13 protein-coding genes are annotated in these 15,220 nt (G+C 61.9%); 3 read left to right on the forward strand and 10 right to left on the reverse strand.

Translation table 11 applies throughout. From position 1 onward, the window contains the following. Positions 1-19: 19 nt before the first annotated feature. Genes ACK6BI_RS27355 through ACK6BI_RS27370 form a run of 4 tightly spaced genes read right to left on the reverse strand, consistent with a single transcriptional unit; the run spans position 20 to position 3,877 of the window. A complete protein-coding gene (locus ACK6BI_RS27355) occupies positions 20-1,072 on the reverse strand; it encodes an extracellular solute-binding protein (protein WP_409319572.1) in 1,053 nt (350 codons plus the stop codon). A 15-nt stretch (positions 1,073-1,087) separates the two neighbouring features. After that, positions 1,088-1,876, reverse strand: coding sequence for an ABC transporter permease (locus tag ACK6BI_RS27360; RefSeq protein WP_409319573.1), 789 nt, complete (start codon positions 1,874-1,876; stop codon positions 1,088-1,090). Further along, a complete protein-coding gene (locus ACK6BI_RS27365) occupies positions 1,873-2,790 on the reverse strand; it encodes an ABC transporter permease (RefSeq protein WP_409319574.1) in 918 nt (305 codons plus the stop codon). Before ACK6BI_RS27365 ends, ACK6BI_RS27360 begins: the two co-directional genes overlap by 4 nt. Before the next feature lies 1 nt (position 2,791). Then, positions 2,792-3,877 carry an ABC transporter ATP-binding protein gene (locus tag ACK6BI_RS27370; RefSeq protein WP_409319575.1) on the reverse strand — a complete coding sequence of 362 codons (1,086 nt, stop codon included), beginning with the start codon at positions 3,875-3,877 and terminating at the stop codon, positions 2,792-2,794. 140 nt (positions 3,878-4,017) lie between these two features. Here ACK6BI_RS27370 and ACK6BI_RS27375 point away from each other — a divergent pair, with 140 nt between their 5' ends. The 3 genes from ACK6BI_RS27375 to ACK6BI_RS27385 all read left to right on the forward strand — a co-directional run bounded on the left by ACK6BI_RS27375 (position 4,018) and on the right by ACK6BI_RS27385 (position 9,612). Then, positions 4,018-4,707 carry a GntR family transcriptional regulator gene (locus ACK6BI_RS27375; RefSeq protein ID WP_065257839.1) on the forward strand — a complete coding sequence of 230 codons (690 nt, stop codon included), beginning with the start codon at positions 4,018-4,020 and terminating at the stop codon, positions 4,705-4,707. Between the two features lie 130 nt (positions 4,708-4,837). Continuing rightward, positions 4,838-6,949: an ATP-binding protein gene (locus ACK6BI_RS27380; protein WP_409319576.1), complete on the forward strand. Its 2,112-nt coding sequence runs from the start codon at positions 4,838-4,840 to the stop codon at positions 6,947-6,949. 29 nt (positions 6,950-6,978) lie between these two features. Further along, positions 6,979-9,612 carry an excinuclease ABC subunit A gene (locus tag ACK6BI_RS27385; RefSeq protein WP_409319577.1) on the forward strand — a complete coding sequence of 878 codons (2,634 nt, stop codon included), beginning with the start codon at positions 6,979-6,981 and terminating at the stop codon, positions 9,610-9,612. 51 nt (positions 9,613-9,663) lie between these two features. Here ACK6BI_RS27385 and ACK6BI_RS27390 read toward each other — a convergent pair whose 3' ends face one another. Genes ACK6BI_RS27390 through ACK6BI_RS27415 form a run of 6 tightly spaced genes read right to left on the reverse strand, consistent with a single transcriptional unit; the run spans position 9,664 to position 15,089 of the window. Continuing rightward, positions 9,664-11,607 carry a response regulator gene (locus tag ACK6BI_RS27390; protein ID WP_409319578.1) on the reverse strand — a complete coding sequence of 648 codons (1,944 nt, stop codon included), beginning with the start codon at positions 11,605-11,607 and terminating at the stop codon, positions 9,664-9,666. Then, complete coding sequence (locus ACK6BI_RS27395; RefSeq protein WP_409319579.1) at positions 11,597-12,472, reverse strand: sensor histidine kinase; 876 nt, start codon at positions 12,470-12,472, stop codon at positions 11,597-11,599. The genes ACK6BI_RS27390 and ACK6BI_RS27395 overlap by 11 nt, the downstream gene beginning before the upstream one ends. Then, positions 12,465-13,475: an ATP-binding protein gene (locus ACK6BI_RS27400; protein WP_409319580.1), complete on the reverse strand. Its 1,011-nt coding sequence runs from the start codon at positions 13,473-13,475 to the stop codon at positions 12,465-12,467. The genes ACK6BI_RS27395 and ACK6BI_RS27400 overlap by 8 nt, the downstream gene beginning before the upstream one ends. Next, a complete protein-coding gene (locus ACK6BI_RS27405) occupies positions 13,472-13,876 on the reverse strand; it encodes an anti-sigma regulatory factor (protein ID WP_409319581.1) in 405 nt (134 codons plus the stop codon). The genes ACK6BI_RS27400 and ACK6BI_RS27405 overlap by 4 nt, the downstream gene beginning before the upstream one ends. Further along, the gene (locus tag ACK6BI_RS27410; RefSeq protein WP_007959463.1) at positions 13,873-14,235 is read right to left on the reverse strand and encodes an STAS domain-containing protein; all 363 of its coding nucleotides are present in this window, start codon (positions 14,233-14,235) and stop codon (positions 13,873-13,875) included. Before ACK6BI_RS27410 ends, ACK6BI_RS27405 begins: the two co-directional genes overlap by 4 nt. A gap of 2 nt (positions 14,236-14,237) precedes the next feature. Then, entirely contained in the window at positions 14,238-15,089 is an 852-nt protein-coding gene (locus ACK6BI_RS27415) for an STAS domain-containing protein (RefSeq protein ID WP_409319582.1), read from the reverse strand. Positions 15,090-15,220: the final 131 nt, after the last annotated feature.

Consider the following 15,220-nt stretch of genomic DNA (forward strand, 5'->3'; position numbering starts at 1 on the left):
CGGTTTCGGATCAGCTTCCTTAACCCTTGAGCTTCGACCAGATCCGGTCCTGCAGCTCCCGCGCCTTGTTGCTGCATTCCTTTTCCGGGCGCAGACGCGAGGCGTATTCCTCGGGCATGTTGATCGCGTCCATGACCTTCCATTTCGCATCCAGCAACTGATCGCTCTGAATCCCGTTGGCATAGGCAATCGCGTTGGACACGGCCGCCGCGTTCTCGGGCTTCATCATCCAGTCGATAAAGATCTTCGCGTTGCCCGGATGCGGGGCGCTTTTCGGTACGGCGAAGTTGTCCTGGAACATCGCCAGGCCTTCTTTCGGGTACACGTATTTGATCGTGCTCTTCTGCAAGGTGGCGCGGGCGGTCGAGCCGTTCCAGTTCTGCATCATGATCACTTCGCCCGAGGCCATGCGGTCGACGGTGTTGTCGGAGCTGTACATCTTCAAAAACGGTTTTTGTTTTTGCAGCAGTTCGAGGATGCGCTTGGCGTCCTGCGGGTTTTCCGTGCATTCATCGACGTTCAGGTAGTGGCTGGCGGCGTTGATCACGCTGCTTGAGGTATCGAGGGCGGCGAGCTGACCCTGCAGTTCCTTGCGCGGTTCGAAAAACTCTTTCCACGAGTCGTCGAGTTTGCCGCCCGGCACCCGGGCACTGTCATAGGAAAACCCGGTGGTGCCCCACAGGTACGGTGCCGAATATTTGCGGCCCGGATCGAAGCCCGGGTCGCGGAACGGGCCTTTGACGTACTGGAAATTGCTCAGGGTCGGGGTGTCGATTTCCAGCAACAGGTCCTGCTTGATCAGCGTCTGCATGATCGACTGCGACGGCACGATCACATCGTACGCCGCGCCGCCGGCCTGCAACTTGGCGAGCAGGGTTTCATTGCTGTCGTAACCGTCCATGGTGACCTTGATTCCGGTCTCCTTTTCGAATTTGGCCAGCAGGTCCACCGGGTAGTAATCGGTCCAGTTGTAGAAAAACAGCTCCTTGGGCTCGGCGGCGTGGGCGCCGAACGCGGTGAAACAACTCAGGGCCAGACCGGATACTGCCAGACGCATGTGTTTGACTTTCATGAGCGCGCTCCAGGTTTATTGTTGTTTGCCGCGTTGGCCGAGCCAGAAGGCCAGCACCACAAGAACGATGGATATCACCAGCATCAGGGTCGAGATCGCATTGATCTCCGGTGTCACCCCGGCCTTGATCGCCGAGAAGATGTACACCGGCAACGTGGTCGAACCGGGGCCGGCGACAAAGAAGGTCATGATGAAATCGTCGAGGCTGACCACGAACGCCAGCACCGAACCGGACAGCACCGCCGGCCACAACAGGGGCAAGGTCACGCGGCGGAAGACTTGCCACGGGTTGGCGTACAAGTCGTTGGCGGCTTCCAGCAGGCTCTTGTCCAGATCGTTGAGCCGTGCGCGGATCGGCAAATAGGCGAACGGAATGCAGAAGCCGATGTGCGCGACGATCACCGTGACCAGACCGAGCTTGATCCCCAGCGCCATGAACAGCAGCAGGGTGGCCACGGCGGTGACGATCTCCGGCAGGATCAGCGGCAGGTTGATCCCGCCCTCGACCATTTTCTGTCCGTAGAACGGGCGGTACGTCGCCAGTGCCGCCAGCAGAGCAATCGCCGTGGCGCAGACCGTGGCAATGGTCGCGACGATGATCGAGTTCAATGCGGCGGTCTGGATCGACGGGTTGGCCAGGATCCGCCCGTACCAGGCGAACGAGAACTCGGTCCACACCGTCGCCGAGCGGTTGGCGTTGAAGCTGTAAACGATCAACACCAGGATCGGCACGTACAGATAGGCGAGGACCAGCAGGCTGATTTCCCGGGTCGCCGGGAGTTTTTTCAGGTGCAGAGAAATCATGCTTTCGCTCCCCGGTTCAGGGTTTTCGCCGCGCTGCGGCTGTAGAGGGCGTAGAGCACCAGCGACAACAGCAGAATCCCGAGCAACAGGAACGACAGCGAACTGCCCAGCGGCCAGTTACGTGCGGTGCCGAACTGCTGCTGGATCAGGTTGCCGATCATCAACGTCTTGCCGCCCCCGAGGATCGCCGGGGTGATGAAAGCGCCGAGGCTCGGCACGAACACCAGCAACGCACCGGCAATCACGCCGGGCATCGACAACGGCAGAATGATCCGCCTCAGCGCCTGCCAGCGGTTCGCGCCCAGGTCATAGGCGGCCTCCACCAGACGCCAGTCGAGTTTTTCCAGGGTCGAGTAGATCGGCAGGATCATGAACGGCAGAAAGCTGTAGACCAGACCGACGCTGACCGCGAAGTCGTTGTAGAGCAAGGTGATGCCGCCGGCACCCGGAAGCAGCGCATTGAGACTCTGGGCGACCCAGCCCTGTTCGCGCAGGATGATCAGCCACGCATAGTTGCGGATCAGCAGGTTGGTCCAGAACGGAATGGTGATGAGCAACACCATCAGGTTGCGCCGGCGCGGAGTCAGGCTCGACATCCACAACGCCACCGGAAACCCGAACAGAAAGCACAACACGGTGGTGCCGCCGGCCTGGAACACCGAGCGCAACAGCGCCTGGGCGTAGACCCAGTTCAGTTCCAGTTCGCCGTCGAAACCTTCCTGGAAAAACAGTTGCACGTAACTCTGCAACTGCCATTGGGCCTGCCAGTCGACGCCGCCGTAGGTGTTGCGCGGCAGCAGGCTGATGTAACCCATGATCCCCAGCGGAATGGCGATCAGGGCAAGCAGGGTCAACACCACCGGGCTGAGCAACAGCGCACGGTTGAGGGAGGGGGAAGTGCTGCTGACGCTCATCTCAGGCCTCCATCAACAGGCAGGCCTGGGGTGGCAGATGCACCGCCACCGGCTCACCGACTGCGCGACAAGCGTTAAAACCTTCGTTGTTTTCCCGCAGCATGACTTTGACGTCGTTGTTCAAGCGGCACTGGTACAGCGTCGCAGTGCCGACATACAGCACCGCTTCGATCACCCCGCGCAGGTGATGGGGCTGGTCCGCGGTGACCAGTTGCGAGCGCTCGGGCCGGAATGCCAGTTGCACGCTGCTGCCATTGACGCCTTGGGGCGGGCAGGGGATTTCCACCGGCATGCCGTTGGGCACGAAGAGGTTCTGGTTGTGGTCGCCGCGCTTGAGCTGGCCGGGCAGAAAATTGATGTCGCCGATGAATTGGGCGACGAACCGGTGCTGTGGACGTTCATAGATGTCGTTCGGCGTGCCGATCTGCAGGATCTTGCCGGCGGACATCACTGCAATCCGGTCGGACAGGGTCAGGGCTTCTTCCTGATCGTGGGTGACGAAGATGAAGGTGATCCCGGCTTCCTGTTGCACACGCTTGAGTTCGACCTGCATTTCCTTGCGCAGCTTCAGGTCCAGCGCCGACAGCGGCTCATCCAGCAACAGCACTTTCGGCTTCGGCGCCAGGGCCCGGGCCAGAGCGACGCGTTGCTGCTGGCCGCCGGACAGTTGCGCCGGTTTGCGCCCGGCCAGGTGCTCCATCTGTACCAATGCGAGCATTTCGTCGACCCGTTCCGGAATCGACTTGCGATCAAGACCCTGCATCTCGAGGCCGAAGGCGATATTCTGCGCGACACTCATGTGCGGAAACAGCGCGTAACTCTGAAACACCGTGTTGACCCGACGTTTGAACGGCGGCAGGTGGTTCACGGTTTCGCCCGCCAGACGGATCTCGCCGTCGCTGACGTGTTCGAAACCGGCGATGGTGCGCAGCAAGGTGGTTTTGCCGCAGCCCGAGGGGCCGAGCAGGGTGAAGAACTCATTGTCGGCGATGTTCACCGACACGTTGTCGAGGGCTGGTGCCAGGCCAGGGTCGTCAGAGTACCGTTTGGAGACATTACGCACTTCAATTGCTATTGGTTGACCCATAATGGTGCAATCCTCTAATTATTGTATGCAATATCTGAATGCAATTTAGAAATACCCGGATTAATCTGCTTGTGCAACCCCCCATTTCCCTGACTGAGTCGTGTGTCGGGCCGCGTTGCCAGCATTGAAGGAGCTTTCAAATGACCGAGAAAAAAACGGAAACCACGGTCGACCGCGTCTACCAAGGGGTTTATGAGGCGATCAGCAAGCGTTCGCTGCGTCCGGGAATGAAATTGGGTGAGGCGTCGCTGGCGGAGTTGTTTAATGTCAGCCGCACGTCGGTTCGCGCCGCACTCAAGCAACTGGAGGCCGACGGGCTGGTCACCACCGAGCCCAACAAAGGTGCGTCGGTGTCGTTGCCGAGCGATGAAGAGATTCGTTCTCTGTTCGAAACCCGGCGCCTGATCGAGATCGGTATCGTCACCGAACTGTGCCGGCGCAAGGACTCCGCCGCGATGCAGGACCTGCGTGAGCATTTATTGCTGGAAGATGAAGCCCACGCAGCCGGTGACCACGAGCGGCTGATTCACCTGCTGGGCGAGTTCCATATCAAACTGGCCCGCAGCCTCAACAACCCGGTGCTGCTCGACTGGTTCCAGAAGCTGATCTCCCGTGCCTCGCTGTACGCCGCTGCGCTAGATGACGACAGCCACGAAGCGTGTCGCGACGACGAGCATTTGCGGTTGATCGAATACATCGAGGCCGGCAATCAAAACGCGGCGATCGAGTTGACCTGCATGCACCTGGACGGCATCCAGAAGGCGATTCTCGATGTGGCTGCCAAGCTCAAGACTGGCTACCATCCGCTCAAGCACCTGATCGAAGTCTGAACCTCGGTCGCCAGTGGAATCGGCTATACCTCTATGAAACCATCGCTGCCCGATGCGCTCGAAGCTTATGGGCGCCACGTCAACGAACGTAGCGATCGAGCGAACCAACCACAAGGCATTCAAGCAGTCGATGCAGTTTTTATCCGATAGCCACGGGTGTGACGGCTGGCAGGGCGAGATGGCCGGACGCATCCGCGCCTTTGACTGGAGCCAGACCGACCTGGGCCCGCTTGAAACCTGGCCGGCCAGCCTGTGCAGCACCGTGCAACTGATGCTCGCCTCGCCGTTGCCGATGGTCATGCTCTGGGGCCAGGCCGGCTACATGATCTACAACGACGCCTACTCGCGGTTCGCCGGCGGCCGTCACCCGTACCTGCTCGGTGTGCCGGTGGAACTGGGCTGGCCGGAAGTCGCCGATTTCAACCGGCATGTGGTCGACACCTGTCTGGCCGGTGGCACGTTGTCCTATCGCAACAAGGAACTGGTCCTGCTACGCGCCGGCGTGCCGGAAGATGTCTGGATGGATCTGTATTACAGTCCGGTCGCCGACGATGCGGGAGTGCCTTCAGGCGTGATGGCAATGGTGGTGGAGACCACCGAGTTGATACTGTCCGAACGTCTGCGCCAGGCCGCCGAAGATGCCTATCGTGCCGACAACGAACGGGTTCGATTGGCCCTTAACGCCGGGGCACTGCTTGGCTCGTTTGTCTGGGACGTGAGAAACAACGTGCTGTCGGCGGACGAGCGATTCGCCCGGACCTTTTCCTTCCCGCCGGATCAGGACCTGACCAACCTGCCGCAGCACATTGCCGAAGCGCACATTCACCCCGATGACCGCGCCTGGGTGCAGGAGTGCATCGAAAATTCGGTACGTACCGGCGAACCTTACAATGCTGAATACCGTGTGTTGCGCGCCGATGGCAGCCATTTGTGGGTGCTGGCCAGCGGCTGTTGCGAGTTCGATGAACAGGGCCAGCCGTTCCGTTTCCCCGGGGTGCTGATCGACATCCATGAGCGCAAGACCGCTGAAGAATCCTTGCTCAAATTCACCCGCAATCTTGAACAGCGGGTCGCTGATGAGGTGGAAGCGCGCCTCAATGCCGAAGAGCAATTGCGTCAGTCGCAGAAACTCGAAGCCATCGGCGGCCTCACCGGTGGCGTGGCTCACGACTTCAACAACCTGCTGCAAGTGATCGCCGGCAACCTGCATTTGCTGGCGCGACACGAACCGGACAATGCCAACGTGCAACGTCGGGTCAGCGCCTCGCTGGCAGCGGTGGAGCGCGGGGCCAAGCTGTCCTCGCAGTTGCTGGCGTTTGCCCGGCGTCAGCCGCTGTCGCCGGCGGTGTGCAATCCACGGCAGATTTTCGAAGGCGTCGGCGAGTTGCTGCAACGTGCGCTGGGGGAAACCATCCGGATCGACGTGCAGTTGCCTGAAGCGCCCTGGCACATCAACGTCGACCGCAACCAGCTGGAGAACGCCATTCTCAATCTGGCGATCAACGCCCGGGATGCCATGAAAGGTGAGGGCACCATCGTGCTCGGCGCCAGCAACACGTCGCTGGATCGTGCGTTCTGCTCCGGCAAGGGCATCGTGCCGGGAGATTTCGTGCGGGTCTCGGTCAGTGACACTGGCGTGGGGATTGCCCCGCATATGCTGGAGCAGGTGTTCGAACCGTTCTTCACCACCAAGGCCGACGGCCAGGGCACGGGCCTGGGGTTGAGCATGGTGTTCGGGTTCGTCAAACAGAGCGGCGGGCATGTCGAGATCGACAGCCGGGTCGGCGAGGGCACGCGAGTGCAGCTGTATTTTCCGCGCAGTCGGCGGCCACTGCTCGATGAAACGCCTGACGTGCGCCGGCAACAGGCGGGCGGTCACGAAACCATTCTGGTGGTGGAAGATAACGAAGCGGTGCGCACCTCGGCGGTCGAATTGTTGCGCGAAGAAGGCTATCGGATCCTGGTCGCCGGTAATGGCGACGCGGCCATGCAAATGCTGCTGGACGGCGCCCGGGTGGATCTGATTTTCACCGATGTGGTCATGCCGGGGCTGATCAAGAGTGCCGATCTGGCGGCATGGGCCAAGGTCCAGACACCGCCGGTGGCAGTGCTGTTCACCTCCGGCCACACCCGCGACATCATCTCGCGCAATCACCAGCTCAGCCCCGACACCCATTTGCTCGGCAAGCCCTACGGCCCCGAGGCGTTGTTGCAGATGATCCGCGCGGTGCTGAGCGCCTGAGCAATTTCTCTTCAGACCAGGGTTGGCCGATGACTTCCAAGCGCAGCTCAAATTCCGCCGCCGGCATGGTCCGGGTGCGCGGCGCCCGCGAACACAATCTGCAGAACGTTGACGTCGATATTCCCCGGGATGCGCTGGTGGTGTTCACCGGGGTGTCCGGCTCGGGCAAGTCGTCGCTGGCGTTTTCCACGTTGTATGCCGAAGCGCAGCGCCGCTATTTCGAATCGGTGGCGCCTTATGCCAGGCGGCTCATCGATCAGGTCGGCGTTCCGGACGTCGACGCCATCGACGGCCTGCCGCCGGCGGTGGCGCTGCAACAGCAACGCGGCACGCCCAGCACACGTTCATCGGTGGGCAGCGTGACCACGCTGTCGAGCCTGATCCGCATGCTGTACTCCCGCGCCGGCAGTTACCCGGCGGGTCAGCCGATGCTGTACGCCGAGGACTTCTCGCCGAATACCCCACAAGGGGCCTGCCCGGAGTGCCACGGACTGGGCCGGGTCTATGAAGTGACCGAAGCCTTGATGGTGCCCGATCCCGAGCTGACCATCCGCCAGCGCGCCGTGGCGTCCTGGCCGTTGGCCTGGCAGGGGCAGAACCTGCGCGACATCCTCGTGACCATGGGCATCGATGTCGACATCCCCTGGCGCAAACTGCCGAAAAAACAGCGCGACTGGATCCTGTTCACTGAAGAAACCCCGACCGTTCCGGTCTATGCCGGGTTGACGCCGGCAGAAACCCGCGTCGCCCTCGAGCGCAAGATGGAACCGAGTTATCAAGGCACCTTCACCGGTGCCCGACGCTACATTCTGCACACCTTTACGCATTCGCAAAGTGCGCTGATGAAGAAGCGCGTTTCCCGGTTCATGCTCGGCAGCCTGTGCCCGTTGTGCGATGGCAAACGCCTCAAGCGCGAGGCGCTGTCGGTGACGTTTGCCGGTCATGACATTGGTGAATTGTCGCGGATGCCGCTGCTGCAAGTCGCCGAAGTCTTGAAGCCGGTGGCGGATGCGACTTGGCTGGATCAGGCCGATGAAACCGGCGAAACCCTGACTCACAGCCAGACCCGTGAAGCCCGGGCGCAGCGCGTGGCCCATGGCGCCAGCGGTCACGCCAACGCGCCGGACGTGCGCCATACGCCGAACCTGTCGCTGGAAAAGCGCCTGGCAGCCCAGCGCATTGCTCAGGACCTGCTGGAGCGGGTCGGCACCCTGACCGATCTCGGCCTCGGTTATCTGGCTCTGGAGCGCAGCACGCCGACCCTGTCGTCCGGGGAGTTGCAGCGCCTTCGCCTGGCGACACAACTGGGCTCGCAACTTTTTGGTGTGATCTATGTGCTCGATGAACCCTCCGCCGGTTTGCATCCTGCCGACGGCGAGGCGTTGTTCGAAGCCTTGCAGCGGCTCAAGGCTGACGGCAACAGTGTGTTTGTGGTCGAGCACGACCTGGAAACCATGCGCCGCGCCGACTGGCTGATCGATGTCGGCCCGGCGGCAGGGGAAAAGGGCGGGCAGATTCTCTACAGCGGTCCGCCCGCCGGACTGGCCGTGGTCGAGCGGTCACAGACCCGTGCCTATCTGTTCGCTGAACATCAGCAGTCGGCGCGAACTGCGCGGGAACCTTCAGGCTGGTTGAGGCTGGAAGGTGTCACGCGCAATAACCTGAATAACCTCAGCGTCGAGTTTCCGCTGGGCTGCTTTACTTCGGTGACCGGGGTGTCGGGCTCGGGCAAGTCGAGCCTGGTCAGTCAGGCGCTGCTGGAACTGGTCGGTGCGCAGCTCGGTCGCAGCAGCAGTGACGCCGAGCCGGAAGAGCTCAACCTGGAAGATGACACGCCGCAAGCCAGTACCGGTCAGGTCAGCGCCGGGCTGGAATCGATCAAGCGTCTGGTGCAGGTCGATCAGAAACCCATCGGCCGCACGCCCCGCTCCAATCTGGCGACCTACACCGGGCTGTTCGACAACGTACGCAAGCTGTTCGCCGCGACCGTTGAGGCGAAAGCGGCGGGTTACGATGCCGGGCAGTTTTCCTTCAACGTCGCCAAGGGCCGTTGTCCGACTTGCGAGGGCGAGGGGTTTGTCAGTGTCGAATTGCTGTTCATGCCCAGCGTCTATGCGCCGTGCCCGACCTGCCATGGCGCACGTTACAACGCCGAGACGCTGGCGATCGAGTGGCAGGGGCTGAGCATCGCTCAGGTGCTGCAATTGACCGTGGACGAGGCGGTGACGGTGTTTGCCGGGCAGCCTGCGATCCATCGCTCACTGGAAGTGCTGCGGGATATCGGCCTCGGTTATCTGCGTCTCGGGCAACCGGCGACCGAGCTGTCCGGAGGCGAGGCGCAGCGGATCAAGCTGGCGACCGAGCTGCAGCGCAATGCCCGTGGTGCGACGTTGTACGTGCTGGACGAGCCCACGACCGGGCTGCATCCGCGTGACGTCGACCGCTTGCTGGAGCAACTGGACAATCTGGTGAACGCCGGGCACACGGTGATCGTGGTCGAGCACGAAATGCGCGTGGTGGCGCAGAGCGATTGGGTGATCGATATCGGCCCCGGAGCGGGGGAACAAGGCGGCAAAATTGTTGTGGCCGGCACGCCGCAAAAAGTGGCGGCGAGCAAGAGAAGCCGGACTGCGCCGTTTCTTGCCCGGGCGTTGAGCCGCTGAGTGCGGCGCCTTGGCCGGCCTCATCGCGGGCAAGCCCGCGATGGCGGTGTTTCAGGCACCGTCGAGGGTGCGGCGCACCTTGTCCAGCAACTCGCTGATCTGGAACGGTTTGACCAGCATCTCCATCCCGGCCCCGAGGAACACCTGGCGGTTGATTGCGGTTTCCGCGTAGCCGGTCATGAACAGGATCGGCAGTCCTTCGCGCCAGCCCCGGGCAGCGTCTGCCAGTTCACGGCCGTTCATGCGCGGCAGGCCGACGTCGGTCAGCAGCAGGTTGATCGAAGGGTCATTCTGCAAGCGCTCGCGCGCAGTTTCGATATCGCCGGCCTGGGTGCAGCGGTAGCCGGCGTCTTCCAGCACTTCGGTGACGAACAGGCGCACCGAGGGCATGTCCTCGACGATCAGCACATGCTCGCCGGAGCCTTGCGGATCGACTGCCGGTGGCACCCCTTCAACGGCGGTCGGATCGCTGGTGGCCGGCAACAGGATCGTCACTTCGGTGCCACGCCGGGCGACGCTGCGGATGTGTGCATCACCGCCGGACTGGCGAGCGAAACCGTAAATCGTCGACAACCCCAGCCCCGTGCCCTGACCCAGCGGTTTGGTGGTGAAGAACGGGTCGAACACCTTGTCGATAACGCTGTGCTCGATACCGGTGCCGTCATCACGTACCGACAATGCCACATAGGAGCCATCGGTCAGGTTCGGATCACCGTGGGAGTAGGTTGCATAGGTGCTCACCCAGATATTGCCCCCGTGCGGCAGTGCATCCCGGGCGTTGATCACCAGGTTGAGCACCGCGCTTTCCAGTTGGATCGGATCGACCAGGGCGATGGCCGGCTTACTGGTCAGTTCGAGTTTGAGGGCGATGCGTTCACCGATGGTGCGCACCAGCAGCTCTTCGAGCGAGCGCACGTGATCGTTGATGTCCACCGGGCGGGTATCGAGGGGCTGTTGCCGGGCAAAGGCCAGCAGACGATGAGTCAGTGACGCGGCGCTCATCGCTGAGCTCAGCGCCGCGTCGGCGTAGAACTGCACCTTGTCGAGGCGGGCATCGACGACACGTTTGTGGATCAGTTCCAGGCTGGTGATGATCCCGGTCAGCAGGTTGTTGAAGTCATGAGCGATGCCGCCGGTGAGCTTGCCCAGTGCGTCCATTTTCTGCACTTGCAGCAGTTGCGTTTCGGCCCGTACCCGGTCGGCGACTTCCTTGGCCAGTTGCGTGGTGGTGTCGTCCAGGCGCGCCAGGTGCGAGCGTTCGCGGTGACGGTGTTCGGTGACGTCTTCGACGAACACCAGGCTCAAACCTGCCGTGCGATAGGGAGAAATCTGCCATTCGGTTTCGCGGATCTCACCTTGCACACGCATGTTCAGCGTGCCTTTCCAGCGCTCGCCGTCCACCAGCCGCAAGCGCAATTCCTTGAGGACTGCGCCCTGATCCTCGGCAAAGCACTCGTCGAGGATCTGCGAGTCGCGGTTGTCCTGGATCAGTTGGGCAAAGGCGTGGTTGCACTCGTGAACCTTCAATTTTGCATCGATGACCGCAATCGGCGCCGAGACGTTGACGAAAATCTCCCGGAACCGTGCCTCGCTTTCGCGCAGGGCGTTTTCCGTGTCGCGCACCCGCAACAGCGTGCGCAGGGTGGCCAGCAGTACATCCGGGTCCACCGGGTGAATCAGGTAGGCATCGGCCCCGGCATCCAGACCGGTGATGATGTCACCGGTCTGGATCGATGCGGCCGAGACGTGGATCACCGGCAGCAGGGCGGTGCGCAGGTCGGCGCGCAGTTCGCGGACGATGTCGAAGCCGCTCATGTCCGGCAGGTTGACGTCGAGAATCAGTGCATCCAGCGCTTCGCTGGCGATCAGCGCCAGACCTTCGCCGCCGGTACCGGCCTCGAGCACCTGATAGCCATGGCGCTCCAGCCGTCGGCGCAGGGCGTAGCGGGTGGCGACGTTGTCGTCGACGATCAACAGGCGCATGTCAGGTTTCATCGACGTTCTCCTGAGCGATTGCCAGCGGGATGATCACGAAAAACGTCGAGCCGATTCCCGGTGCGCTTTGCATGCCGACTTCGCCGCCCAGCAGCGCAGCGAAACGTTTGCACAGGGACAACCCGAGGCCGGTGCCCCGCAGGCGTTTCTGCAGCGGTGAATCGACCTGGGAAAAGTCTTCGAACAACGCGCCGTGCAGCTCCGGGGCGATGCCGATGCCGGTGTCGCTGACGGCAAAACGCACCTTGTCCTGACCTTCGAGACGCGCCGAAACCCGGACTTCACCTCGGGTGGTGAATTTCAGCGAGTTGGAAATGAAATTGCGCAGGATCTGCGCGAGCTTCTTGTCGTCGGTGTACAGACGCGGCAGGCCCACGGGCTCTTCGAAAATCAGGTCCACCGCCGAGGCGTCGACAATTGGCCGGAACATCCCGCGCAACGCCGCGAACAGGTCGAACATGTCGAACCATGCCGGGGAAATGGTAATGCGCCCGGCCTCGATCTTCGCCAGATCCAGCAGGTCGTCGACCATGTCGCTGAGTTCTCGGGCCGCGCTGCTGACGAACGCGACCTGCTTGTGTTGTTCGGGGCTCAACGGCCCGTCGAGTTCATCGGCCAGCAAGCTGTTGATGCTCAGGATCGAGCCCAGCGGGGTGCGAAATTCGTGGCTCATGTACGACAGGAAGCGGCTTTTCAGATCCGATGCCTGACGCAATTGTTCGGCCTGGATATCGAGCTCGGCGTACAACGCCAGCACACCCTGATTGGTTTCGTCGAGTTCATCGCGCAGCGCAGCGGTTTCGTTCTGCAAGCGGACGATCAGCGCAGCCTGTTCTTCGTGGCTCAAGCTCGGGGACTCAGCCATGGGTGGCCTCCAGCGCAACGACCAGCACCGTTACATCGTCGCGTCCACGACTGAAGTCGCGGTGCAGGACGGCGGCTATCACGGCGGGGTGGCGATGCACCAGGCCGGGATAGTCTTGAAGGTTCCAACGGGACTGCAAGCCATCGCTGTACATGATCAATAAATTTCCGTTCACGTGAGCATAGTCAAAGGGCTGGGCTTTCCGGTACTGGCCGCCGACGATGCCCGGGTGCGAGGCCAGCCCGCGGGCCTTTTCGGCGGTGACCAGGCTGGCGCCGATGTTGCCGACACCGGCGAAGGTCAGGCTGTCGCGTTCGCCATCAAACTGCGCGAACGCGACCGCACCGCCACGGGTGCCGATCATTTCATGGTGCAGGTCTTCTATCAGCGACACCGCAGAAGCGAACGGGGTACGGGCGAAGGCTTTCTCTCCGGCCCGTGCGGCGCGCTCGGCGTCTTCGCCATGGCCGAGGCCGTCGATGATCAAGGCGCTGATGTCCGCCCCGCTGAACGCCAGGTGCCAGACATCCCCGCAGGCCGGGTCGTTGTGCAGTGAGTGCTGGCTGACTCCGAAGCGCATGTCGGGTTGACTGTCGTTACGCGAATAGAGACGTGCCAGCAATACGGCGCCCCGTGCGTCGGTGTAGACGTCGAAGACTTCAGTCTGTCGGGATATTGCGCCGAGGCCGATGCCCTGGGTACCTCCGGTGGAAAAACCGTCGGTCAGACAATGGTCCAGATCGAATCCGTTGGCTCTGTCGACCGCCAGCATTTCGATACCGAAACCGGTGCCACGCAACAAGACGCGAAGGTGCAGTTCACCGCGCCCGGCATGCTTGAGCACATTGCTGGCGAGTTCCGTCGCCACCAGCGCCACACGTCCGGCGTCACGCTCGTCGAAGCCGTGCCGTTCGGCAAGTTTCTGCGCGATGCGCCGGGCGTGGCCGATCTGACTGTTCTCTTCGATCAACAACACCTGGGTCAATGACCCGCTGATACTCATGTCCATCGCGTGATCGTGACGCGAGTGCCCTTGCCGGGGGCGGTGTCCAGTTCGAATTCGTCCACCAGCCTCTTGGCTCCGGTCAGCCCCAGGCCCAGGCCGTTGCCGGAGGTCCAGCCGTCGGTCATCGCCAATTTGATGTCGGCAATGCCCGGCCCCTCGTCGCGGAAAGTCAGGCGCAGGCCAACCTTGTGGTTGTCATCGAGGATCTGCCAATCCATGTCGCCACCCCCGCCGTACACCATGGTGTTGCGCGCCAGTTCACTGACGGCGGTCACCAGTTTGGTCAGGTCGATCAGGCGCATGCCGCATTCGGTGGCCAGTTTGCGCGCCGTCTGCCGAGCCAGCACCACGTCCTGTTCGATGTGAATCGATTGCGTACCACTGCTGCGCACGGTCATTGCTGGCGTACTCGTTCCTGCAGCAGTTTCATGCCGCGCTCGACATTCAACGCCGTGCTGACACCCGGCAGGTTCAGGCCCAGCTCGACCAGCGTGATCGCCACGGCCGGTTGCATGCCCACCAGCATGGTTTCGGCGTCCATGATTTTCGACAGGCCGGAGATGGTGCCGATCATTCGACCGATGAACGAGTCGACCATGTCCAGCGCCGAGATATCGATCAACACGCCGCGCGCGGAAGTCTTGCTGATGCGCTCGGACAGATCGTCCTGCAGGGTCAGGGCGAGCTGGTCATGCATGTCGACCTGGATGGTCACGAGCAGAAAGTCGCCCATCTGGAGAATCGGGATACGTTCCATACTCAAACCGTCTTGTTCAGGCTGACACCCAGGCGGGTCAGGGCCACTTTGAGCGCGTCGGCCAGATTGGCCTTGGTCACCACGCCTTGCAGGTCGAGGCCGAGGTGGACGATGGTCTGGGCGATCTGCGGACGCACGCCGCTGATGATGCAATCGGCGCCCATCAGGCGAATCGCAGTCACGGTCTTGAGCAGGTGTTGGGCCACCAGGGTGTCGACGGTCGGCACGCCGGTGATGTCGATGATGGCGATTTCCGAACCGGTCTCGACGATGCGTTGCAGCAACGACTCCATGACAACCTGAGTGCGTTGCGAATCCAGAGTGCCGATCATCGGCAGGGCGAGGACGCCTTCCCAGAGTTTGACCACCGGTGTCGACAATTCCAGCAGTTCTTCCTGCTGGCGCTTGATCACCGCTTCACGGGATTTCTGGAAGGTGCGCACGGTGTGCAGGCCGAAGGCGTCGAGGAGTTCGGAGATTTCCCAAAGCTGTTCGGCGAGCAATGCCGGTTGTTCCCGGTAATGGCTTTGCAACAGGGCAAACAGCGGGCCTTTGAGCGCGAAGATGAAACTGGCGGTCTGTTGCGAGTCCTGGCCGAGCAGGGCGCGACTGTGGGACAGCCGTTCGAGGAAGTGACGGGTGGTTTCCCAGTCGGGGGCGTAGATGTCGGTGCCGTTGTTTCTGGCCATGCCATCGACCACCAGCTGCAGGAACTCAGTGGTCTGTTGCAGCACTTCCTGTTCCTTGAGGTGGCGGGTCGCGCCGCTGTCCTCCATGTTTTGTATCCATTCACCCAGCAGCTGTGCCTGTTTGTTCTTCATTGCATCGAATGTGCTGTTCTGCAGTGCTGCCATGGGGGTCTTGCTCCTTCGCGAATGGGGGCCGGTGCAAAAGAAATGCCCGGCGCGAAATCAATGACATTTGCCGTTTGAAATAGTTGTTCGTTGCGCCAGGGATTTTTTTGATTTGTCGCAAGCAACGCTCG

Source organism: Pseudomonas sp. KCJK9016 (genome assembly GCF_046231795.1).
GTDB classification, from domain to species: domain Bacteria; phylum Pseudomonadota; class Gammaproteobacteria; order Pseudomonadales; family Pseudomonadaceae; genus Aquipseudomonas; species Aquipseudomonas bananamidigenes.

What these genes read in the sequence shown, in the direction of transcription:
- ACK6BI_RS27355 (WP_409319572.1), bottom strand. Translation starts at nt 1,072, where the DNA reads ATGAAAGTCAAACACATGCGTCTGGCAGTATCCGGTCTGGCCCTGAGT.
- ACK6BI_RS27360 (WP_409319573.1), bottom strand. Translation starts at nt 1,876, where the DNA reads ATGATTTCTCTGCACCTGAAAAAACTCCCGGCGACCCGGGAAATCAGC.
- ACK6BI_RS27365 (WP_409319574.1), bottom strand. Translation starts at nt 2,790, where the DNA reads ATGAGCGTCAGCAGCACTTCCCCCTCCCTCAACCGTGCGCTGTTGCTC.
- ACK6BI_RS27370 (WP_409319575.1), bottom strand. Translation starts at nt 3,877, where the DNA reads ATGGGTCAACCAATAGCAATTGAAGTGCGTAATGTCTCCAAACGGTAC.
- ACK6BI_RS27375 (WP_065257839.1), top strand. Translation starts at nt 4,018, where the DNA reads ATGACCGAGAAAAAAACGGAAACCACGGTCGACCGCGTCTACCAAGGG.
- ACK6BI_RS27380 (WP_409319576.1), top strand. Translation starts at nt 4,838, where the DNA reads ATGCAGTTTTTATCCGATAGCCACGGGTGTGACGGCTGGCAGGGCGAG.
- ACK6BI_RS27385 (WP_409319577.1), top strand. Translation starts at nt 6,979, where the DNA reads ATGACTTCCAAGCGCAGCTCAAATTCCGCCGCCGGCATGGTCCGGGTG.
- ACK6BI_RS27390 (WP_409319578.1), bottom strand. Translation starts at nt 11,607, where the DNA reads ATGAAACCTGACATGCGCCTGTTGATCGTCGACGACAACGTCGCCACC.
- ACK6BI_RS27395 (WP_409319579.1), bottom strand. Translation starts at nt 12,472, where the DNA reads ATGGCTGAGTCCCCGAGCTTGAGCCACGAAGAACAGGCTGCGCTGATC.
- ACK6BI_RS27400 (WP_409319580.1), bottom strand. Translation starts at nt 13,475, where the DNA reads ATGAGTATCAGCGGGTCATTGACCCAGGTGTTGTTGATCGAAGAGAAC.
- ACK6BI_RS27405 (WP_409319581.1), bottom strand. Translation starts at nt 13,876, where the DNA reads ATGACCGTGCGCAGCAGTGGTACGCAATCGATTCACATCGAACAGGAC.
- ACK6BI_RS27410 (WP_007959463.1), bottom strand. Translation starts at nt 14,235, where the DNA reads ATGGAACGTATCCCGATTCTCCAGATGGGCGACTTTCTGCTCGTGACC.
- ACK6BI_RS27415 (WP_409319582.1), bottom strand. Translation starts at nt 15,089, where the DNA reads ATGGCAGCACTGCAGAACAGCACATTCGATGCAATGAAGAACAAACAG.